General features: G+C 54.4%; 12 protein-coding genes and 1 other RNA gene. 8 read left to right on the top strand and 5 right to left on the bottom strand.

What is annotated here, in order from left to right:
* Positions 1-75: 75 nt before the first annotated feature.
* The gene (gene essC / locus BLT02_RS01370; protein ID WP_092991073.1) at positions 76-5,271 is read right to left on the bottom strand and encodes a type VII secretion protein EssC; all 5,196 of its coding nucleotides are present in this window, start codon (positions 5,269-5,271) and stop codon (positions 76-78) included.
* Between the two features lie 7 nt (positions 5,272-5,278).
* Complete coding sequence (locus tag BLT02_RS01365; protein WP_092991072.1) at positions 5,279-6,130, bottom strand: hypothetical protein; 852 nt, start codon at positions 6,128-6,130, stop codon at positions 5,279-5,281.
* A gap of 517 nt (positions 6,131-6,647) precedes the next feature.
* Between BLT02_RS01365 and BLT02_RS01360 the strand changes: the two genes are divergently transcribed.
* The 8 genes from BLT02_RS01360 to BLT02_RS01325 all read left to right on the top strand — a co-directional run bounded on the left by BLT02_RS01360 (position 6,648) and on the right by BLT02_RS01325 (position 16,858).
* Positions 6,648-8,864, top strand: coding sequence for a protein kinase domain-containing protein (locus BLT02_RS01360; RefSeq protein WP_092991071.1), 2,217 nt, complete (start codon positions 6,648-6,650; stop codon positions 8,862-8,864).
* 15 nt (positions 8,865-8,879) lie between these two features.
* The gene (locus tag BLT02_RS01355; RefSeq protein WP_092991070.1) at positions 8,880-11,969 is read left to right on the top strand and encodes an extracellular solute-binding protein; all 3,090 of its coding nucleotides are present in this window, start codon (positions 8,880-8,882) and stop codon (positions 11,967-11,969) included.
* Between the two features lie 172 nt (positions 11,970-12,141).
* Positions 12,142-12,696 carry a tRNA adenosine(34) deaminase TadA gene (gene tadA, locus BLT02_RS01350; protein WP_092991069.1) on the top strand — a complete coding sequence of 185 codons (555 nt, stop codon included), beginning with the start codon at positions 12,142-12,144 and terminating at the stop codon, positions 12,694-12,696.
* A gap of 248 nt (positions 12,697-12,944) precedes the next feature.
* Complete coding sequence (locus BLT02_RS01345; RefSeq protein WP_092991068.1) at positions 12,945-13,124, top strand: DUF4160 domain-containing protein; 180 nt, start codon at positions 12,945-12,947, stop codon at positions 13,122-13,124.
* A gap of 86 nt (positions 13,125-13,210) precedes the next feature.
* On the top strand, positions 13,211-13,651 hold the full coding sequence (locus BLT02_RS01340) for a DUF2442 domain-containing protein (RefSeq protein WP_092991067.1): 441 nt from the start codon (positions 13,211-13,213) through the stop codon (positions 13,649-13,651).
* Positions 13,652-13,811: 160 nt separating this feature from the next.
* Positions 13,812-13,911: signal recognition particle sRNA small type (ffs, locus tag BLT02_RS01335), an RNA gene on the top strand.
* A 174-nt stretch (positions 13,912-14,085) separates the two neighbouring features.
* Positions 14,086-15,216 carry a radical SAM protein gene (locus BLT02_RS01330; protein WP_242869665.1) on the top strand — a complete coding sequence of 377 codons (1,131 nt, stop codon included), beginning with the start codon at positions 14,086-14,088 and terminating at the stop codon, positions 15,214-15,216.
* Between the two features lie 259 nt (positions 15,217-15,475).
* A complete protein-coding gene (locus BLT02_RS01325; RefSeq protein ID WP_092991066.1) occupies positions 15,476-16,858 on the top strand; it encodes an MATE family efflux transporter in 1,383 nt (460 codons plus the stop codon).
* A gap of 180 nt (positions 16,859-17,038) precedes the next feature.
* Here the strand turns inward: BLT02_RS01325 and BLT02_RS01320 are convergent, their stop codons facing one another.
* From BLT02_RS01320 to BLT02_RS01310, 3 genes are all read right to left on the bottom strand, one after another.
* Positions 17,039-18,613, bottom strand: coding sequence for an NAD(P)/FAD-dependent oxidoreductase (locus tag BLT02_RS01320; protein ID WP_092991065.1), 1,575 nt, complete (start codon positions 18,611-18,613; stop codon positions 17,039-17,041).
* 212 nt (positions 18,614-18,825) lie between these two features.
* Positions 18,826-21,117 (bottom strand): hypothetical protein, encoded by a 2,292-nt coding sequence (locus BLT02_RS01315; RefSeq protein WP_092991064.1) that lies wholly within the window; start codon positions 21,115-21,117, stop codon positions 18,826-18,828.
* A 129-nt stretch (positions 21,118-21,246) separates the two neighbouring features.
* The gene (locus BLT02_RS01310) at positions 21,247-22,455 is read right to left on the bottom strand and encodes a DUF4349 domain-containing protein (protein ID WP_092991063.1); all 1,209 of its coding nucleotides are present in this window, start codon (positions 22,453-22,455) and stop codon (positions 21,247-21,249) included.
* Positions 22,456-22,513: the final 58 nt, after the last annotated feature.

Raw genomic sequence — 22,513 nt, 5'->3', positions numbered from 1 at the left:
CAGATAATTTTTGCGCAAAATGGCCAGATTCCGATAAGCGCTGTTCCGCTTTATGCGGGTTAGGAATAATACAGTTTACGCGATCGGGAGCACGATCCTGTGCCACTCCTCTGCCTCTGTGGGGGCCGTCACACCCCGGCCTGCCTTTTCCGGAGCATTCTGCTCGGAGAAAGGCATCGTGGAGAAGTCAAAAATCCTCTGCTCGGGGATCCTTCCTCCCAGGTGGATGCCGGCTTTCGGCGCCGTAAAGGTCCTGAAGATCGTGTTGTCCAGCACTTCTGTGCGGTCATCGGGATTCATCCCGGCAAAGGCATAAATGTTGTGGAGGAAGCCCTTGTCCAGCAGGTTTGTCATCTGGGCTTCGAGAAGCTTTCTGTCTTCCGTGTGCAGCATTTTGGCGAAGCGGCACAGGTCGGTGATGATCAGATACCTGGTCCGGTCCTCCCTCATCCTGTGATAGATCTCCTCTTCCGGCATATCCTTTGCCAGAAGTGCCTTCTTTTTCTGATTGCGGCTCACAAAGTCGGGGACAAAGCTGGTCCCGAAGAAAGTCTGGTAGTCCTCGAAGCCGCTGAGATATTCAAAGCCCTCGGAGGCGGCAAAGCTCCGCCACTGCGTCCCCTCCGGCTCGATGACTGTGACCAGGCCTCCCCTGAGCTTTGCGCTCTTAGCCAGGACCTGCAGGACATTGGTCCGCTCCTTGCGGTTTTTGCCCTGCACAAGCCAGGTATAGGTGCCTCTGAGGTCGATCCCGTAGATCTCTGCTGTCGTCTCGAGATAGCCGAGGGGCAGGTGGATGCCGTCCTTCGCCATCTCCGCGACCTCCCTGGTCCCGGCAAAGATCTCCCAGAGGGGCTTTGCGGGGATACGGGGGATCCTGCGGATGGTATCGCCCGTCCAGACTTCGGCCCACTGCCGGCACTGCTCTTCGAGGATCTCACCTCTCTGGTAGTCATCGCCCGCCGACGAGGCGACGCACATCTGGAACTCTAGGATCGCCCCGCTGACAGCGGCCAGACCGCGGCCGGGGATCCCGCTCTCGGGCATGAGCGGCACGCGCATGACGCCCAGGGCATCTCCATAGGCAAACTGATCCATCATCTCCAGAGCGAGCGTGTAGTGGATGTTGTCATGCAGACGGTTGGGGATCTCGTCCTTGTTATAGCCCGCCGCGCTGAGGAGGAAATACACGCCGCAGGCGTTACATTCTTTCATGATCTGCATCATCATGTCATCGTAGACTCCGCCCGTCTTCTCCCTGAAGCCGCCGTAATTATCGATGGCGACAATGATGGCCGGCAGGTCCACGCCGTTTTTCATGACATACTGGTAGTAGTTGCCGCCGCTGAAAAGCTCTCTGCGCCGCTTCAGTTCCGCGCGCAGCATATTAAAGAACTTGGCGACAGTCTCGATATCATCCTCATAAAGGACGCCTCCGCAGTGGGGATCCTTCTCAAAACAGGCCAGCATCCGGCTGGAAAAATCCATCACATACAGGCCCAGATACTGAGGGGAATATTTCCGCGAAAAGCTGTAGAGGATGGTCTGCAGGGCTGTGCTCCTGCCAGATTCCTGCATGCCGCAGACAGCAATGTTTCCGGATTCCGTAAAGCTGATCTCCAGCGGCTCCTGGGCCTGGTTGGCGGGATCGTCGTACATACCGATCCGGGCACTGAGCGACCACTTCTTAGGAAATTCGGACCATTTTTCCCCGTCAAAACCGGCTGCAACGCCGGCTCCGGCTCCGCCTCCGACATCCGAAGCGCCGGCTGCCGCCTCCACAGCGTCAAGCGGCAGCACCGGAGGCAGGACGGGAAGCCAGAGCTTCTGCGGCTTCCTGTAGCCTTCCGTCTCCGCGACCTGGGCCAGATAAGCGATGACGGCATCGAGCTGGGTCCTGTCCTTCTGCTCGGGAAGCCTTCCGTCCATCCCTCCCTCGGCATTCAGGAGGATCCGCGCCTTCTCCATGGAAGACAGCCTGGTCCAGTCAGGGACCTGCTTTCCGGCCTGCCTGACCATGTGGATGAAAAAGCCTGCCGCCCTGCGGTTAAAATCATTATCTGTATAATCGATGCCCTCCTCGTGCAAAAGAGCAAAGAACCGGTCCATAAGGGTGTCGGAGGCCTCCGGAGAAACTGCGGATCCCTCCGCGCCGGGATTGGATTTTTCCAGCACCTCTACCAGAGAGGCGATCCATTTTTCCTTCTGGTTCTCCTTCTGCCGCCGCTTGACATAACTGCCCATCAGGGCGGCCTTGCCGGTCCCGGTGAGCATGGTGGCCAGTGTCCTGTGGGCATTGGCGTCCTCTTCGTCATAGACTGCCCCGCTCCAGCCGGACTGGAACAGTTCGTACAGCTCGTCGTTGCCGACCTGCAGATAGCAGCGCCCGGCCTGGGTCAGATAGGCCGCGTCCGGCTTGTGGAGCATATCCATACTGTCCTGCTTGTCCTGGACCCGCAGGCAGAGGCGGAACTTGGAGTTGGACCAGATATTGTCGTCCACAGTCCCGGCCGGCTTCTGGGTCGCCAGGATCAGGTGCACACCGAGGCTTCGGCCGACCTGGGCGACGCTGATCAGCTCCTTCATGAAATCGGGCTGTTCTCTCTTGAGCTCCGCGAACTCATCAATGATGATGAAAAGGTGAGGGACGGGGATCCTGGCCTCTCCGTTTTTGTACAGCTGTGTATAGGCATTGATGTTGTTGACACCACTCTCATTAAACAGGCGCTGCCTGCGGCGGTTCTCACTCTTGATGGAGACCATGGCCCTGGTCACCTGGTTGCCTGAGAGGTTGGAAATGGTCCCCATCACATGAGGCAGGTCCTCAAACAGGTTCGCCATGCCGCCGCCCTTGTAATCGATCAGGAAAAAGCCCACATCGTCGGGGCTGAAATTAATGGCCAGGGACAGAATATAGGTCTGCAGGGTCTCCGATTTGCCGGAACCTGTTGTGCCGGCGACCAGGCCGTGCGGGCCGTGGTATTTTTCATGGACATCCAGATAGCAGGGAGCTCCGCCCGCCATATGGCCGACCAGGGCGCGCATGGAGATATAGGTCCTGTTTTTGCGCCACCTGTCCACGACTCCCAGCTCATCCATCCTGGTCACGCCATACATTTCAAAAAAGGTGATCGCCGCCGGAATATCTCCGCCGACCTCGACCTCGCTGACTTCCAGATTGGAGAGATGACGGGCAAAGCTGCCCAGCATCGCCGGATCCACCTTGTCAAAGACAATGTTTTCACGCGTGCCTTCCCGGACACGGTACAGGCCCCGGAAGCTCTCCTCGTTTCCGATGATGCACTCGCAGGTATTGGGGAGTTCCTCATAGTTCTCCGCCAGGAGGACAAGCGTGACACCCAGGTCGGCATCCCTGTCCGTCAGCCAGGTGTTGATCATTTCCCCTTCAAGCAGGGCGCCGTCCTCCGCGAACAGGACATAATGAGGCTTGTAAATATGTTTTTCATTGGTCACCGAAACACTCTTTTGCTGCTCGCTCCTGTCCCTGAGGATCCTGGAAAGTGAATACAGTACGTCCGTGATCTCACTGGGACCGCAGGCAAAATACCGCATCCTCCTGTCCTGGGACCAGGTATGGGGCAGCCAGCGCAGAAAATCCCATTTTTTCCGGCGGCTCTCGTGATCGCCCTCCCCTGAGAGAAGAAAGGCCATTTTTACATCTGTGTAGCTGTTCTGCGCCGCGATCTGGGCGACCAGATCGTAAAAGACCTCATAGGCTCCAATCTTCTGCGGACCTCCGACGATACCGATGATATTCTCCTGCAGCAGGTCGATGCAGATCGGGACATCATGGAGCGTCCGGTAGCTGTCGCGGATCATGCGCGGCTTTTCATTGAGGGAATCATCCAGCAGGGTAAAGCGCTCTTTGGGCACGTTGATCTGAACCTGGAAGGGGATATCCCCCATGCCGACTCTGTGGGCCAGGAAATCAGCGTGGGTGCTGTTCCTGCCCCACAAGAGGTTCTGCGTCTCCATCTCAGGCGTCACACAAAATGACGCGGCCGGATACATCCTGCGCAGCGCCTCCGCATTATTGACATAACTGTGTTTGATCTTGTCTGAGGACCGGATCAGGTATTCACTGTAGGCCTCAAACCTGTGGGTCTCCTCCTGCCTGGCCCTCTTCTGATTGTAATTGAGGTTCATCAGGGCCCAGAAAGCTCCGATCGTCGCCGCCCCCACTGCCGTGATGATACCGGTATACATAAAGAGGCTCGCGTTACCGCCCGAAAGCCTGGTCCCGAAGATAGCGAGGCCGCTGCCCATGGCCATGGGGATCGCCATCGTGAGGGAAGGTCCCAGCGTGAGCATGAGATTGGGATCAGGGATCTCTTTTCTGGCAGGAGGCTGCTCGATCTCCACAGATTCCCTGTCGATTGCCTCCAGACTGCGGGGCGCTCTGTGGTAAAGCGTCCTCCTGTAGGGTTCGGTCTCCACGGTCCCGGATTCTGCACTCCCGGGCTCTGCGGTCCCGGATTCCATGGCGGCAGTCTCTTCTTTCTTTTCAGGAACAAACAGTTTCAAATAGGAAGTATCCACCTGCAGGTCTTCTTCCTCGCGGATCGCCAGGACCTGTCCCAGATAGACCATGTCCAGACCCCAAATATGGATGTGGTCTCCGAAAGCGAGGAGCCGGCTGCCGTTGACCCGGCGGTCGTTGACATAGAGCCCGTTCTTGCTCTGGTTGTCGACCAGGAGGGCGCCGTCGTTGGAAAAGCGGATCTCCGCCATATTGCGGCCGATATACTGATTTCCCTCATAGCTGTAGGAATAGCGGATCATGTTGCCCGACGCCCGGCCGATGGTGATCTCCGCCACATTTTCCGGCACGTATTTCCGGTAGCTGACAAAGGAGGTCTCCTTGAATCGCACGATGACAGCCAGCCTCTCCCTCCCCAGATCCAGCGTATAGTTTGCGCCGTTCAGCAGGCGGATATGGGCATCCCTGCCCGAATGCTTCCGGCCGGATCCCGCGCCGACATTTCCAGCTGCCCCGTAGACAATATACTGTTCGTCCGCGAGGAAAAACCATTCTCCCCGGTTTTCCTCCAGATGGAGCGAAACATCCTGGTACAGCTCAAAGATCTCGCTGTCAATTTTGATGCTGTATTCTTCATTGTGCAGTGCGGGAAGCACGAACTCCCTGCATGCGCTCCGGCTGTAGATCATCAGAACAACACTCATAAGGTCCCCTCTCTGCTTTTTCCAGGCTCTCTGCCTGATCGATCCGTTTCCCCTTTTATTCTTCATCTATTCTTCATCGCACAAAACTGACGACGTAGACCCGGTCCTCTACTTTGATGCGGTCATCGCTCCGCAGCACCACGGCTGCCGCCCCGAGAGATTTCCGCTGCTTTCCTCTCTGGATCGTCACCCCGGCATTTCCGAATGAATGTACACAGAAAACACCGTCCCTGCAGAAAATCTCGAAGTAGAGCGTGCATCCGCCCGTGTCCCCGGCTATGATATCCGTCTTCCCGTACCGGTTTCCGACCCTCATGACCTCCTGCTGCCTGTACATGTAGGACTTTACAGAAAAACCGCTGTGCTCCTCCACTTTCAGGAACACACCCGCATGCTCCTGATCAGGTCTCCCGCCCTGCGTTCCCCGGCCGGAACCATCCAGGCCGGACTCTTCAGGAAAGGGTTCGTCCAGAGAAGCTTTTCCATAAAAAGGCCTCCCATATAAGTTTTTTTCAGGAGAGGGATTTTCAGAATAGTTTCCCCCTGAGTAGTTTTTCCCGGGGAAGTCTTCATCGCGGGAAGTCTTTCCGCGGCTGAATAGAACGTCTTCCTCCGTTTCTGCGGTTTCCTGTAAAACCCTGCCCTTTCCTCTTCTACGGGCTCTCCCGTTTTCGGCATAGCTGACCTTATAGGGATATTTCTTCTCCTCGACATCCCCTTCCCGCCTGGCAGGATTGAGGATCTCGTCATTGAGGGCTTCATCCTGCATCAGCCGCGCCGCCAGCTCCTTCTCCTCCCGGAGCTTTTTATTCATTTTTCTTTTATGGAGATAATATCTGACCAGTCTGATCAGAAGAATTGGGATCAGCACCAGGAGGATCTCCTGCCAGTGCCCGGAAATCAGATTTTGAAAAGATTCGATCATCAAGGCCGCCGTCCTCTTACTTTCCAGATATAGTAAAGATGCCAGTGTGCCGTTTCCATCATTTTTAATTCTTATTATGATTGAGACGTCACACCCGGTATTAAGCAGACGATTTGTTTTAAATTCTAACACATCCTGTAAAAAAAGTGTACGACATAATGGACGGGGCGGATGCTTCCCGGGGCAGCTGGGTTACAGTACAGACCGGCTCGAAACTCGAGGCGTTTTTCGCGGCTTTTTCGCGAAAAACCCGAGTGCAACGGCGCGCGGCGCAAGCGAAGCGTATTGGAATCGCCGCGCGCAAGCGTTACATGTCCACGCCCTTCGAGGGGGCGTGGACAGTAACGGAGCTGGCTGTCCACATTCTTTATCCGGCATTTGCCTTTTTCCATCTGTCCCCCTATACTATAAAATTATGGAATATCCTTCATAAAACGTACGAATCGGAACAGCCCTGTTTATCAATCAGGGTACAGATCAGTGTGCCTTTTAACAGGCAGATCACAGGACGAAAAACATGTTTGACGAATTCACCTATATTCAATCCCTGCTCAATTCCGTCTGGCCGGAATGGAAGGTCACCAGGCGGCTCGGGAAGGGCAGCTATGGAGCCGTCTACGAGATCCTCCGGGATGATCTGGGCACAGGCTACCGGTGCGCCCTCAAAGTTCTGCAGATGCATGCGGACATTTCCGACCCGGAACCGACAGAATCCATTACCCGTACCGTAGGCCTCGGACACCTGCAGGGTCCCCGGTCTCAAACGTCCCGCCCCTCAGGCACGGTGAAGATCATGCAGGAAAACAGACCTTTGATCTATCCGGCCGCCGGTCTGTCAGGGCACAGCGAAGGCGAACTTGAGGACTTTGTGCGGGACGTCTGCAATGAAATCGACCTGATGATCCGGCTTAAGGGTGCTCCGCATATTGTCTCTATCGAAGATTATGCTGTCCTCAGAAAGTACGGCGAACGCACGATCCTGATCCGCATGGAAAAGCTCGAGAGCATTTCCAGTATGCTCAGCCGCGGCAGGTGCAGGGACCGCTCTGAAGTGATCCGACTGGGTATGGACATCTGCTCTGCTCTGGAATACTGCCACCAGAAAAACATCCTTCACAGAGACATCAAGCCCGGCAACATTTTTTATATCGACAGGGCAGGCTTCAAACTGGGTGACTTCGGAATCTCCCGGACAATGGCTTCCGTCCGGGAAAAAATGTCCATGAGCGGAGTCGGATCTCCGCGTTACATGGCACCGGAGGTCTACTTCGGAAGGCAGTATGACAATACTGCTGACATCTACTCCCTGGGTCTGACACTCTACGAGCTGCTCAATGACAATTATCCGCCTTTCTACGACAGGACGCTTACCTCTCCCGGCGCGACAATGGACAGAGCCGCCCTCCACAGCGCAAATATGAGACGGCTCAGGGGCGAACCCCTGCCGCCGCCTTCCAACGCTGACATGCTTCTGGCAGAAGTGATCCGCAGTGCCTGTTCCCCTGATCCGGACCGGCGGTTCAGATCTGCTTCCGCATTTAAAATTGCACTTTCTGAATGCATGGATCCGGATTTGATTTCCAATCCGGATCCCATTTACGGGCAAGAGGTATCCGGTGATCTTAAGACAGGTAAAAAGAGCACAGCACACACTGGTCAGGCCGGCCGCCAGCCAGTGCCCCCTGAACCTCCGGAAAAGCCTTCAAAAGCCCCTTACCTCGTTCTGGCCGCAGCGGCTCTTCTTATTGTCGTGGTCATTGTCAGGATCTTCACCGCGCAGGACAGGATCCCGAAGGGATCTGTTGGATATACTGTCATCTACAAGGACAGTGCAGTCGGGAAATCACTGAGCAGCAATGAGACCGCCTCAGGTAATATCGGCGAAGAGATCACACTCCCTGCAAAAGATATTCCCGGATACAGAGCACAGCAGGAGACAGAGACTATCGTCCTGCAGAAAAATCCCGTTGAGAACGTCGTTGTCTTTCTATACGAGGAGGAACCGGCGGAAGCTCTCCAGACAGAAAATCTTCAGGAAGAGATTTCTCAGGCAGAAAATCCTCAAACAGAAATTTCTCAGGCAGAAAATCCTCAGACAGATAATCCTCAGACAGAAATATCTCAGTCAGAAGCTTCCCAAACGGGAAACAATTTTGAGGATTCAAGCCTGGAAAGTGCTTCCCTTCCGCTGCCGGACGACAGGATCGCCATCGATTTCTATGTCAGCGGTATCGCCCCCAACAAGATCAACCTGCGCAGTGAGCCAAAGCACGAGAGCGATCTGGTCATTTCCACGGATGAGAACACAGCCCTGTATTTCTTTGGTGAAACCGGACGCGGAGAGGGTTCCGACCACAAAGAACATACCTGGTACCATGTCATGGTACAACCGGGAGTCTGGGGTTATGCAAGGAGCGATTATGCCAAAAAAATCTCTCCCGATGAACTCTCAACCGGCAGATACCTGTTTCCCACCGACACCGCCGTCATTACAGACAAGCAGCTCTCCTCTCTGACGCGGATAGAACTCATCCTGATCCGCAGTGAGATCTATGCCAGACACGGCTATGTTTTTTCTGACAGGGGACTTCAGGATTTCTTTACAATCAGGACCTGGTACAAACCTGACAGCTCCTCAGATCCCTCGTCCTTTGATTATTCTGTCCTGAACGAATACGAACGGCGTAATCTGGAAAAAATCCTGGCCTATGAAAGCAGCAGGGGCTGGAGATGATACTGGAGAAGAAAAATGAACAGTGAACTCGATTATATGCAGAAGCAGCTCTCCTCCGTCTGGCCGGAGTGGAGGATAACCCGGAAGCTCGGAAAAGGCACCTACGGTTCCGTCTATGAGATCCTCCGGGATGACCTGGGCACCGGCTACCGCTGCGCCCTCAAGGTCCTCCAGATGGAAGACGAAGACGCAGAGGATTCCTGTGCAGGCCTGCTCCGCAGTGCAGAAGAAGACCGGACAGTCCGCATCGGCCATACAGTCTATGACACAGCCTCCGGCCGCCTGGATGAATCCGGCGGAACTCCCTTAAACACCGGGCATGGCTATTCAGGTTCAGAGGACAGATCCGGTACCGGCATTACAGAGCAGGGCTTTAGAGAGGTACCCGGGACCAGAGATTCCGGGCTCAGCCAGGCTTATGATCAGACCGGTTACCGCTCTGACCGCTTCTCCCCGCAGGACGGAGAAGATGCCCTCGAGGATTTTGTCCGCAGCATCAGCAATGAGATCGACCTGATGATGAAGCTCAAGGGCGACCCCCATATCGTAGCCATCGAGGACTATGCTGTCCTCCGCAAAAAGGGGCAGCGCACGATACTGATCCGCATGGAGCTGCTGGAAAGTCTGGACGTCCGCCTGAAATGGTCAGGCGGTATGGCACTGGGAGAAATCCTGCGGATGGGCATGGATATCTGCTCGGCGCTGGACTCCTGTGAAAAATGCAGCATCCTGCACCGCGACATCAAAACAAGCAATATCTACTACAGCGAAAGGGCGGGATACAAGCTCGGGGATTTCGGGATCTCCAGGACAATGGACTCCATCCATGAACGGATGTCCATGACCAGCGCAGGCACCATCCAGTACATGGCCCCCGAGATCTATCTGGGAAAGCGCTATAACCACACGGCCGACATCTACTCCCTGGGCATGGTCCTCTACCTGCTCATGAACGAGGGCATTCCCCCCTTCTGTGATACCGGCAATGTCTCCCGCGGCCAGAGCTCCGATTATGGTCCCGGCAGCACCGCATCTCCGAATAACGGATCCCTGATCCCGGTTTATGGTGCCCGCCGGCCCGCTCACGCGGAGATCCACAGCGCGAACATGCGCCGTCTGCGCGGGGAACCTCTCCCGCCTCCCTCCCGTGCCGACCGAAACCTCGCCTCCATCCTCTGCATGGCCTGCGACCCCGATCCCGACCGCCGATTCCAGAGCGCCGCGGCCTTTAGCAGCGCCCTGCAGGCTTATCAGGACGGAGCTGCCCCCAGCAGCGGAGGAAGCCCTTTTTCAATATCTATTTCCAATGGAGAAAATGCTTCCGCCTCCGGCAGCAGATCTTTCTCCATGACTTCACAGTCTGAAAGCAGGGGATCCTCATCCGGCGGCAGACAAATACCGGGCACACCTGTTCACCCACCCGGTAACAAATTTCCGGTTCCTGCCCTTATCGGAGCGGCAGCGGGCATCCTGATCCTCCTGGCCGTTTTTTTCCTTTTTAACAGAAACGGAAATCAGCAGGACACCTCCGGGAAAAGCGGTCATACCCCCATTGCCGCCGGAGACAACGGAGCCGGACAAAATGATGCAGACAGCGGTTCCGCTCAGCATGATCCAGACAATAATGAATCCGCTGATCCATCCTCTTCTGTCAGCTATCTCGTCATGTACATGGATTCAGACGGCAGTCCGGTTCTGGATAATGATTCCGGGACAGGTGAAGCGGGAGAAGAAATCGAGGTCACTGCCCCTGAGCTGGAAGGATATACCCTGGATAACGACAGGCAGACCCTTGTTCTCTCCGACAACGCACAGGACAACACTGTGGTATTCATCTATAAAGAGGTTCCCACATCCCGGGAAGAGCCGGTGCAGGAAGAATCCGAACTGGAAGAATCGTCCGAAAGCGAACCGGCCATTGTCTACAACACGGAGGGCCATCTCCGGATCCTGAACAAAAAATATACAGAAAGGGCAGAATTTGATATTCTGGCGGCTCGTTTTGCCAGAGAAAGCGGGATAGACACTTCCGTGGAATCTCCCAAAACAGGTAAATATACTTCAACTCTCGCCGAAAACCTGACGGGGAGCCGCAGCGATCCCACGATCTTTATACTCAGCGGAACAAGGGATTTTGAGAAATATGGCTCACAGTGTCTGGACCTGACGGACTGCGCCGCCGCGAAAGAACTGTTGAGTGAGGACTACGCCCTGCACGGCACAAACGGCAGGACTTACGGCCTCGCCTGCATCGTGGAGTCCTACGGCCTTCTTGTCAACACGGACCTGCTCGAAAAGGCCGGTTACAGCATCTCGGACATCCAGTCTTTCCGGGACCTGAAAAGGATAACAGAGGACATCACTTCGCGGAAAAAGTCCCTCGGATTTTCCGCTTTTACCTCTCCCTCCATCGGCCCCTCCGCCCACGGTTATTACCGGTATGCGGAACACGCGCCGGCCGTGCCCCTCTACTATGAGCTGAGGGATAACGACTTTAACACCGGCATGACGCTGCACGGCGACTACATGGGCTATTTCAAAGACTACATAGACCTCTGCCTGAACAACTCCTGTGTTTCTCCCAAACAGGCGACCTCAAGAACCCTGGAGGACGCCCAGCAGGAATTCATACAGCAAAAAGCCGTTTTCCATCAGGACGGCTCCTGGGATTACAGGATGCTGAAAGATTCGATGCAAAATAACCTTGACGTACTTCCCCTCTACATGGGAATCCCGGGAGAGGAAGATCATGGACAGTGCAGTACAACCTCCTATTTCTGGTGCGTCAACAAATATGCCTCTGCTGATGATATCGAGGCAGCCCTGCAGTTTCTCCAGTGGCTGGTCACCTCGGACGACGGCCGCCAGACAATGGCGTCAGACATGGATTTTCTCATTCCCTACAAGGGCGCGTCCGCTCCCGACAACCTCTTCCTCCGTAAACTCCTCGAAGAAGAAGAGGAAGGAAGACCCCCGGTCATCCAGTACTACAAAAACGGAAACTATGATTCCTGGATCAATGCCATCAACAACGCTCTGGAAGCCTATGCAAACGGAACGGGAAGCTGGGGCGCAGTCACGGAAGGCTTCAAAAAACTGTGGTGACGTGAAGAATTGCGCAAACGAAACAGGATGCTGAGATGCCGCCATGAAAGGCTTCAAAAACTGTGGTGACGTGAAGCAAAAGCCGGGCAGACGGGTACTGGACAAAAAAGACAAACAGAAGACCTGAAAAGCTGAAATTATGCTGAAATTATTATGAATGAAACCAATAATTATGAATGAAACCACTCAGGCTGTACCAGCCCCCTCCCGCGAAGACATCAAATATATGAAGGCCGCCCTGAAACAGGCGGAAAAAGCCATCGCCATCGGCGAAGTCCCCATCGGCGCTGTGATCGTCTATGAAGGAAAGATCATCGCCCGCGGCTATAACCGCCGCAACACCGATAAGACGACCCTGGCGCACGCCGAGATCACCTGCATCCGGAAGGCCTGCAAAAAGATCGGCGACTGGAGGCTCGAGGGCTGTACCCTCTACTGCACCCTCGAGCCCTGCCAGATGTGCGCCGGCGCCATCATCCAGTCCCGCATCGACCGGGTCGTGATCGGCACCACCAGCCCCAAATCCGGCTGCGGCGGCACACTTCTCAATATCCTCCAGAATCCCGACTTCAACCACCAGGCCGAGGTCCTGTACGATGTCATGCGCGAGGAATGCACTGAGATCCTCCAGCGTTTTTTCAAGGACCTGCGCCGGCGCAACAAGGAGCGGAAAAAGATGCTGCGGATGCAGGAAGCCGCTTCCGCGAACGCAGCAAGTGAACCATAGAACACTTCTTCAGCCACTTCCTCAGCCACTTCCTCCGTCCACTCCGGTTCATCCGCCGGCACTTGACATTCCACCGGACCGGGGGACAGTTTCCCCAGTCCACCCCCGGTTTCGCCTATTCCTCCCCTTGACGATATCACGATACCGTGATAAATTCTCTATCAAGAAGAATCAACAGTATGATGCCGGCGAAACACCAGTATGTCGGGCATTTACAGTAAAATCTGCTGCAGGGAGAAAATGTTTTTATGCCGGTATTGTCACGCTTCTACGGAATCATTATCCTTATGTACTTCATTCAGGCCGAACACAACCCACCGCATATCCACGCCATTTATGGTGAAGAAGCAGCTGCGATTGCTCTCCGCACAGGCGAGTTACTTGAAGGGAATCTGCCGCCTAAGGCATTGTCAATGGTCCGGGAATGAATCGAACTTCACAAGGAAGATCTTCTTTCCATCTGGAAAACTCAGGAATTTCGTTCTATTGATCCACTTGAATAAGGAGGTGCTTTATGTTCCATAAAATCAAGAGTGTAACACCATCGCCTGATTACAGGCTCCTTGTCCAGTTCTCTGAAGGCGTTACCAAACAGTACGATATGAATCCATTGTTTGACAAATATACGATGTTTCTCCCTTTGAAGGATCATCCCGGGCTATTCACCTCCGTTGAAGTAGATGTCGGAGGCTACGGTATCATCTGGAACGATGATATTGATATTACCTGTGACGAACTCTTCTATAATGGTAAAACTATTCAAACGCCTTTTGACGGACTGATTGCTTTCAGCGATGCCACGCAGCTTTGGGGTCTCAATGAAAGCACCTTGCGGAAAGCAATAGCATATGGAAAACTAATTAACGGTATCGACGTTTGCAAGTTTGGCAAGCAGTGGGTTATTTCATCCGATGCCATGAAGCGAGAATACGGAGAACCTAAAGCAGCTGTTTAACCTGCCCTGAATCAGGTGGACCAGGAAACGTTTCCTCAGGCCATTCCGTCCACTCCGGTTCATCCGCCGGCACTTGACATTCCGGAATCTTTTGACTATAGTATACAAAGCATCCCCGCCGGGGGATGGAGTTTTGAAAGCTGCCTGTCTGCACGCATGGGTTCGGGTCTCGCGCAATGGAAACCTGTGAACCGTGTCAGGATGGGAACATAGCAGCACTAAGCGGGATCTTTCATGTGCCGCGAGGGTGCCTGGCTCTGTGGCCGGCAGGCAGCTTTCAGCGCTTCATCCCGGCGGGGATTTCCTGTTTTGGGATTAGTGATTTTAAATCAGTGTTTTACAGTCATGTTCTCCATCATGACTGCTTTATTTACAAAACCCGCCAAAAAAATGATGAAATAATTTCCTTCAAATGAATCGTAATCAGCCAGCAAATGAATCAGAATAAAAATACTCCTGCAGCTGCAAGCCTGTCCCTGTCAGACCCCGTCCGCGTTCTCTCTGACTGCGCCCTGTGTCCCAGGGACTGTCATGTGAACCGGCTGCAGGGACAGCGCGGCTTCTGCGGCGAAAGCGGTGTGCTCCGGGCGGCACGCGCCGCTCTTTACTACACGGAAGAGCCCGTGATCTCCGGAAGGAACGGCAGCGGGACTGTTTTCTTTTCCGGCTGCAATCTGGGCTGCATCTACTGCCAGAACCGGCAGATCTCCCGGCCCGGCAGGGACCTTCCGGCTGCAGCACCTGTTTTTTTCGGTGGAACACCTGGTTTTCCCGATGAATCCGGAAATGAAAATGGTAAAAAAACAGCTGGAGAACCCCGGCTTCCCCGGCTGATCGAGCTCTCCCCGGAGCGTCTTTCGGAGATCTTTTTTGAACTGGAGGCAGAGGGGGCCCACAATATCAACCTGGTGACTCCGGAGCACTTCGTTCCTCTCCTGGTTCCTGCCCTGGACAGGGCCAAAAGGCAGGGGCTCACCATACCGGTCGTCTATAACACCGGCAGCTATGAGAAGGTGGAGGCAGTCAAAGCCCTGGAAGGCCTCGTGGACGTCTGGCTCCCGGATCTCAAGTACGTCTCCTCCATCCTGTCCGCCCGTCATACGGGAGCCGCGGATTATTTTTCCTGCGCCTCCGCCGCCATTGCCGAAATGGTGCGCCAATGCCCCGAACCGGTCTTCTCAGACGGAAGCCATACGATCGACTGCCCGGACGACGCCGATGACCCGCTCATGATCCGCGGTGTTCTGGTCCGCCACCTGGCCCTGCCGGGCTGCGGGCAAGACTCACGGGCAGTACTTCGCTATCTCCACGAAACCTACGGAGACAGGATCTTCATCAGTATCATGAACCAGTACACGCCCATGCCCCAGGTGTTTGACGGAAAGAGAGGAGAAAAAACCATATCAGATCCGAACCTCTGCCGCCATCTTACGGATGAGGAATACGACGCCCTGGTCGACTACGCCATTGACCTCGGCATACAAAACGGGTTCATCCAGGAAAGCGGCACTGTTTCACCTTCCTATATTCCGGTTTTTGACGGAACAGGGATATTGAGTCAATGAGAACTGCCCCGGCTGGCTTAGTGAGAATCATCTCCGTCGGCTGAATGAGAAGCAGGCCCGCAGCATTCTGCCCCATCATCTGTACGGATCAAACGCAGGAAAGGCTGTTCAGAAAAGAGGCTTTATTCTTCATCGCGTAATACCCTTGTCTCAGACATGGGATACAAGCGTAAAAGGAAAACCCGCACGCGGGGCGCAAGACTCGCGTGTGAGTCTTGAACGAAAAAAGGCTTTCAGAAACATTAAAGGTCTTTAAAAAATGAAAAGAGTAGATTTTGGAAATGGAAAAACTCTGACTAACATACTGGCGACGGCTCTGCCCATGTTCGTGGCGCAGGCCCTGAACCTCTTGTACAACATCGTGGACCGGATCTACATCGCCCGTATTCCTGAGATCGGGACGGCGGCCCTGGGCGCAGTCGGCCTGTGCTTTCCGATCGTGATCCTGATCACAGCCTTCACCAACATGTACGGCAGCGGCGGCGCTCCCCTGTTCTCAATCGCCCGCGGGGCAGGAAACCGGGAAGAAGCGCACAGGATCCAGAATACGGCCTTTTTCCTTGAGATCTCCACAGCTATAGTACTGACCATCATCGGCGAGATCGTCGGCCGCCCTGTCCTGATCGCTTTCGGAGCCTCTGAACAGGCGCTGGTCCACGCGCTTCCCTACCTGCGGATCTATCTGATCGGAACCGTTTTTTCCATGATCGCGACGGGCATGAACCCCTTTATCAATGCCCAGGGATACTCCACCGTAGGTATGACAACTGTCATCATCGGTGCTGTCGCCAACATTATCCTGGATCCTATCCTCATCTTTGTCTGCGGCATGGGCGTCCGGGGCGCCGCCATCGCCACCATACTCTCCCAGGCGCTGTCCGCCCTCTTTGTCCTGCGCTTCCTCTTCGGAAACAAGGTCGAATACCGCCTGCATCTGCTGCGCCTGAACGAGATTCCCGAATGCCTCTCCCGGGCCCGCAGGATCATCGGTCTGGGCATGGCCGCCTTCATCATGCAGCTCACCAACAGCGTCGTCTCGATCAGCTGCAACAGCGTGCTCGCCCACGTCGGAGGAGACCTCTACGTCTCCATCATGACGATCATCAACTCCGCCCGCCAGATGCTTGAGACACCCCTGCTCGCGGTCACCGAGGGCACTTCCCCGATCATGAGCTATAACTACGGAGCCGGAAGGTACAAGGACGTCAAGAACGCCATCCGGATCATGGTCCTGCTCGGCCTGGGCTATGCCGGTTCAATATGGATCCTCCTCTGCCTCTTCCCGCAGTTTTTCATCGGTATTTTCAGCTCCGACAAGTCCATCCTGGAGACGGCCCTCCCCGCCTTCCACCTGTATTTTTCGACCTTTATTTTCATGGTCTTCCAGCACTCCGGCCAGATGGTCTTCAAATCGCTGGGCAAAAAGAACTATGCCATCTTCTTTTCCCTGCTGCGCAAGGCCTTTATCGTCGTCCCGCTGACCTACCTGCTGCCCTATGTCTTCCACATGGGGACAAACGGAGTCTTCGCGGCGGAGCCCGTCTCCAATGTCCTCGGCGGCATGGCATGCTTTGTCACCATGCTCCTCGTCGTGATCCCCGAACTCAATGAAGCCGGGCATAATGAAAAACGGCTGAAATAAAGAGCAGCGGCAGCTTATCTGCTTTGGCAGCTAAATGATTTGAATACAGGGAAAAAAGACAGAAAAAAAGACAGAGGGACGGTTCTTTCGCCATTCTTTGAAAGATGGCAAAAGAACCGTCCCTCCGTCATATTTTTATCACGCTCCCGCTCCGGGAAAAATAAACGAATGTAAAACGCCCTATTTCTTCTCGTGATAAACCTGTTCCGTGTTGACATTCCAGATATTGGACCGGTCGGTATTGCCGCTGCGGATGTTTTTAACGGCCTCAAAGGAAGTCATCATGGAGTGGTCGAGGTTGTTGTAGCGGTGCTGGCCGTTGCGGCCGACACAGTAGAGGTTGCCGATCAGATCGAGGTAACGGCGCAGGCGGTCGATGTCACTGTAGGTGTCAAAGTAAGCGGGATAGGCTTTTTTGACGCGCTCGACGTGGGAGTCGATGACTTCGTCCTCACTCTCGATCATGCCGATCTTTACCATCTCGGTAATACCCATCCTGGCGAAGTCCTCATCTGCCATGGACCACATCTCATCGCCTTCGTTGCAGAAGTATTCAAGCCCCACCCAGACAGTGTGCTCGATGTCCGCCACCATATAGGGCGACCAGTTATTAAAGATCTGGAAACGGCCCATCTTCACATTCCGGTCATGGACATAGACCCAGTCGTCGGGCACGATGTTGCCAATGGTCGGAATATGTGTCTTGTTTTTGAGCTTCAGCTTCGGGACGAGCACGCCGACAGTCATGTAATCGCGGTAGGGAAGGCCCGCCGCGATCTTCGCGGGCACCTCGGGGACATTGTTCATGCCGCCCACGAGGTCCTTTAACGGCATTGATGAAATAAAAATATCACCCTTCTCTTCAAAGGTCTGTCCGCCGCGCTCCCAGATGATGCCTGTGAGCAGGCGGCCTTTTTCTTTGTTTTTGATCTTGTGAATGGCCGTCACCCGCGCATTCAGTTCAATGCGGCCGCCCTTCTTTTCGATCTCCCGGGCTGTGATCTCCCACAGCTGCCCGGGCCCGAATTTGGGATAGCTGAATTCCTCGATGAGAGAGGTCTCGATCTCGCCGCCCTTTTTCCCCTTGAGATGGACAGCCTTGCCGACAGCATCCCTGAGGACTGCTGTGATCGAAACGCCCTTGACGCGCTGGGCACCCCACTCCGCCGTCATCTGCGAAGGATGGCGGCCCCACACATTTTCCGTATAGTGCTCAAAAAACATGGAATACAGCTTTTTGCCGAAACGGTTGATATAAAAATCCTCCAGCGAGACCTCTTTGCGCTTGTGCACCATGCTCTTCATGTAGCTGAATCCGGCGCTCATCGTCGTCCCCAGCCCCATATTGGTAAAGGTCTCCGGTTTGAGGGAAATAGGATAGTCAAAAAACCGATTGTTGAAAAAAATGCGCGAGATCCTGTTCCGGCGCAGCATGACCCGGTCCTCCTTCTCGGGATCCGGTCCTCCCTCCTCCAGCGTGCAGTCACGGAAAAGTACCTTGTCGTCATAAGACGGCGCTCCCTGCACAGGCAGCATCTCGTTCCACCACGCATTCACCTCCGGCATCTTGGAGAAAAAGCGGTGGCCTCCCATATCCATCCGGTTGCCCTTATAATTCACAGTCTTTGCGATGCCGCCGACCTGGCTGCCCTCTTCAAAGAGCACAACTTCATATTCGTCCGGCGTGCGAAGCAGTTCATAGGCCGCTGTCAGGCCGGCGGGTCCTCCGCCTATAATAATGACTTTTTTCTTCATTTTATGCCGAAAATCCTTTCGTTTAGTCTGCTCAGTTTACCCGAAATACTGTATACCTGCTGCCCGCCGGCGAGTTCCGGCTCTGCTGTTCCCGGTTAATGTTCCCGGTTTATGCCCCCGGTTTATGTTCCCGGTTTACACTCCCCGTTTATGCTCCTGATAACACAACCGTTTTATGCTCCCGGTTAGGGTTCCCGGTCAGTGCTCCCGGTTTACCCCGGAGTGAACAGATACTGGATCCTGTAAAAAAGCTCCGGATGATAATTTCTCACTGAAATCGCCTGTCCGTCGCTGAAAACGCTCATGTAATTGATCCCGATACAGAGCGCCGCCATCACGAGGATCACTTTGAGATATGCATAGTAGCCGTGGGCATCCGTATTCTCCAGGATCGTGAGGATGGCCAGGATAGAGGTCAGCATCAAAAGCCAGCCGTAATCGATCATATATCTCTGAGAAATCCCTCCGATCTGTACGTCCAGTTCAATGAGCAGGACTGCGAGGGCAAAAGAGACCGCCGCCAGGCCGAATACCTTCTGCGCGGACATCTTTTTCCGGATCCGGAAGATCCAGAAGCAGAAGAGGGCGAGCAGGTTCAGGACGAAAAAGCCTCCGATCATTTTGTCGGTGAACATATAGCCCTGGTATCCGGTAGCGACCTCTATTTCCGAAATAAAAGGAAACTGCGGCTGGATATGCAGCGGCTGCAACAGCTCCTGGAAAAGCGCCGGGACATTTTTCGCGATGGAAAATGTCTTTTTAGTCAGGTCGCTGACGGTCAGGTTGTAGTCCGCGCCGAAGTCAAAGGGACTACCGAACCGCGCCTTATTGAGCTGCATCTGCAGCAGGCCGACCGGGATAAAGGGCAGGATCACAGCGGCTGTGTTGAGCAGACTGTTCTTTTTCGGGAGGAAAAACCGCCCCTTCCGGATCTCCTCCCAGAAGATCGGGAAGGCCAGGATCACGGACAGGATCATGGTCGGTCTGCAGCCCAGGGTCAGGGCGATACACAGTGATCCGACTGCCAGCCGGATCCGGTGGACATGGCCTTTTCTGTCAAAGCCCCTCATCCAGAGACACAGCCCGGCCATCGTAAATACGAGACCGTAGATGAAGGGAACGCTGTAGACCACCGGGAAAGCCGCCAGATAGATGACTCCCGCCGCCGGGACAAAGGCCCCCGCCAGCAGCAGGTAGATTCCAAAGCTTGTCCTTGAAAAATATTTCCTGATCAGGATATAAACAAACCAGAAGGACAGGATCCACATCAGGTCTGCCATCATGAGCACCGCCCGCCAGGTCGGCAGGGGAGATCCTGTCACCAGCCTGTAGGGCACAAAACTCAGGAGAGCGGGTACAATGCCGAAATAGACATAGTACCTGCCGTTGTAATAGGCCGCGTCCCAGAGGACCTTTTCATCATACTGGTGGGCAACCGAATCCCTCTGAAGCCTGTCATAGGGATTGCGCAGCTTTGTCAGATATCTCGGAGGACGAATGTCCAGATACGTGTGCCCCTTGAGAAGGGCATCCGCATAGAGCTCGTACTCCTTTTCCTGATAGTCGCGCTCATCGCGCATCTCGCGCCAGACAGACGGGTCAGCAGCCCGTCCCGCCCAGGAAGTGGCGATGATATTGATCACAAGGACAGCCGCGACCAGGAAGCGCTGACGTCCCTGGCGCAGATTCAGACGGGTCGTGTAGATCCAGGAGCGCGGTCCGAAGATGACGAGCAGGATCCCAATCAGCCACAGAAAGGCTACCCTGCCCGGATGGATAAAGAGAGGCTCATGGACATTGAGCCGGATCTGGCGGATATGGAGCTCCTCCCCGTTTTCCGCATGGAAACAGATCCTCATATTTCTCGTCATACCGGTCAGATGGAGCCTGATATAGCGGCTCTCCGGCACTGTGCTGACAAGCGGTCTCTCCCCCAGCTCACGAAGACTGGCATTGGCGCTGTCTGTATACTGGACAGAATAATAGACCACCGCGGACGCGGGATCGATGACATGCAGGTAGATATTCTCCACCTCTGCATGGATCTCCTGAAGCTCAATATAGGCTTTTTCGTTGTCCGTGATCTCAAAAGTCCCGTATTCGGTCAGTTCAAGCCCCGGTCCCAGAACCGCGAGGAAGTCTCCTTTTACCTCATGTCCGTCTTCGGCTGCCGGTTCATAAAAACCTGCCGTGAGTTCCCTCCCGCGGGGAGACCCCCAGTGATCATAATTGAAAATGACCAGCTCCAGAAGGATACAGACTGCAAGGACCAGAACCGCCCAGACCGCATATCCCCTGAGCAGAGTACCCACTGATGTGTCCACACGTCTTTCAGGAGTTCCGGCCTCCGCATCGCGGGAATGCTCCGCCCCCTCAGCCTCTTCGGGATTATAACTGCCGCTCGAAAAATCATCCGGAGCAGCATCTGAGGCGGGGTTCCCGGCCGGATCTGTGCGCCTATTCTTTTTTTCTTTAGTATTTAAACGAGGTATTTTAAGATTCATGTATTTAAGCAAATATTGTGATTATAATGATTCTGATGATCTTCTTAAACAAAAGATTCTCCATACAGAGGCATCTCCCCTGCTTCCGATAAAACTTATTATAGCATGATTTTCCCGAGCATTCATCCTCTAACGTTTCCGCCTTTTTTCGTCTGCTTCCGAACTATCATCTGTTTTCGGACCAGCGTCTCCTGTCAGGCCGCTGTCTGCGGTCAGACCGGCTCCGGCCTGCATAGCAGCCCTGCGCTGTTCCTCCATCCGGACTCTTTTTTCAAGTCTGCGCCTGCGGCCGCGGCGGATCAGCTTTACGATCACAGTGATGATCACTCCGAGCATGATCAGGAAGGGGAATGTCTCCACGATAAACAGGATCAGATCCTTCCAGAAAGTGACAAACCCTTCGCATGCCCTGCCAAATGCCCGTTTGAGCTGCTCTCCGTAACTGACTTCCACAACGGTTTCTGAATACTCAAATACCTCCTGAAGGCTGATATAAATCGTGGAAAAGCCCACATCCCTGTCCATGGCCGAGAGCTGGGTCTTTTCATCATTGAGCTCCCGCTCCACCTCCGTCAGACGTTCTTCGACAGCGATCATCTCCTCGACAGTTTCTGCCTTTTCCATCATTTCCAGGAGACGGCCCTGCTCGATCTCGAGTGCTTTCCTGGAGGCATCATGAGTCGCATACTGCACGCTGATGTTCCTGGCATTAACCGAGGTATTGATGACCTGCCCGTCCTCTTCCAGATCCTTCATAAAGGCGTTAAACTTTTCAGCCGGGATCCGCGCCGTGATGTTCAGGTTCCGTTTTGTGCGGTTTGCCGCCGCGCCGGTGCGGTTTTTGTAATACCAGTAAGGATCTTCATTAAAAGTATCCTCGTTTTCTACGAACCCGCCGTATTTGTTGATCTTATCGTGGATACTTTGAGAGGATTTATCATATTCCAGTGTCTGGAGCGAAATATTGCCGGTGTAGACGATCTTGCGGTTTGAAGAAGGAAGCTCTGTGCTCCCTTCTCCTCCGTTTTCCGGAGCCGCAGTCCCTCCCGTGTCTTTTGGAGCCGCAGAGGCAACGGTTTGCGAATAATCCCCCATTGCCAGGGCGGAATCATCGGGGTCGTACCCCTCTGTATACTCCTCCTCTGTATACTCTTCCTCCATATCCTCGTCTGCCTCATACACAGCCGACGGTTCTCCCGGGAAGCTGTTCTCCGCGGAATAATCCCGCGACTCTGAAGCGCTGTTCTTTGCAGAGCCGCCGCAGCCTCCGAGCATCAGACTCAGCATCAGAAAACAAAGTGCAGCCTTTTTCAAAAGCATTACATTCTTCCTCTTCATCTTATTATGTTCCTCCTGTCCTCTCGTTTCTGGAGCTGTACGCCCGGGCAGCGGGCAA

Source organism: Sarcina sp. DSM 11001 (assembly GCF_900101015.1).
Taxonomy (GTDB): domain Bacteria; phylum Bacillota; class Clostridia; order Lachnospirales; family Lachnospiraceae; genus CAG-791.
This window is presented reverse-complemented; position numbering and strand designations above follow the sequence as displayed.

Excerpts from the sequence above, each read along its gene's own strand:
- essC (WP_092991073.1), bottom strand. The coding sequence starts at position 5,271 with ATGAAGAATAAAAGGGGAAACGGATCGATCAGGCAGAGAGCCTGGAAA.
- BLT02_RS01365 (WP_092991072.1), bottom strand. The coding sequence starts at position 6,130 with ATGATCGAATCTTTTCAAAATCTGATTTCCGGGCACTGGCAGGAGATC.
- BLT02_RS01360 (WP_092991071.1), top strand. The coding sequence starts at position 6,648 with ATGTTTGACGAATTCACCTATATTCAATCCCTGCTCAATTCCGTCTGG.
- BLT02_RS01355 (WP_092991070.1), top strand. The coding sequence starts at position 8,880 with ATGAACAGTGAACTCGATTATATGCAGAAGCAGCTCTCCTCCGTCTGG.
- tadA (WP_092991069.1), top strand. The coding sequence starts at position 12,142 with ATGAATGAAACCACTCAGGCTGTACCAGCCCCCTCCCGCGAAGACATC.
- BLT02_RS01345 (WP_092991068.1), top strand. The coding sequence starts at position 12,945 with ATGCCGGTATTGTCACGCTTCTACGGAATCATTATCCTTATGTACTTC.
- BLT02_RS01340 (WP_092991067.1), top strand. The coding sequence starts at position 13,211 with ATGTTCCATAAAATCAAGAGTGTAACACCATCGCCTGATTACAGGCTC.
- BLT02_RS01330 (WP_242869665.1), top strand. The coding sequence starts at position 14,086 with ATGAATCAGAATAAAAATACTCCTGCAGCTGCAAGCCTGTCCCTGTCA.
- BLT02_RS01325 (WP_092991066.1), top strand. The coding sequence starts at position 15,476 with ATGAAAAGAGTAGATTTTGGAAATGGAAAAACTCTGACTAACATACTG.
- BLT02_RS01320 (WP_092991065.1), bottom strand. The coding sequence starts at position 18,613 with ATGAAGAAAAAAGTCATTATTATAGGCGGAGGACCCGCCGGCCTGACA.
- BLT02_RS01315 (WP_092991064.1), bottom strand. The coding sequence starts at position 21,117 with ATGAATCTTAAAATACCTCGTTTAAATACTAAAGAAAAAAAGAATAGG.
- BLT02_RS01310 (WP_092991063.1), bottom strand. The coding sequence starts at position 22,455 with ATGAAGAGGAAGAATGTAATGCTTTTGAAAAAGGCTGCACTTTGTTTT.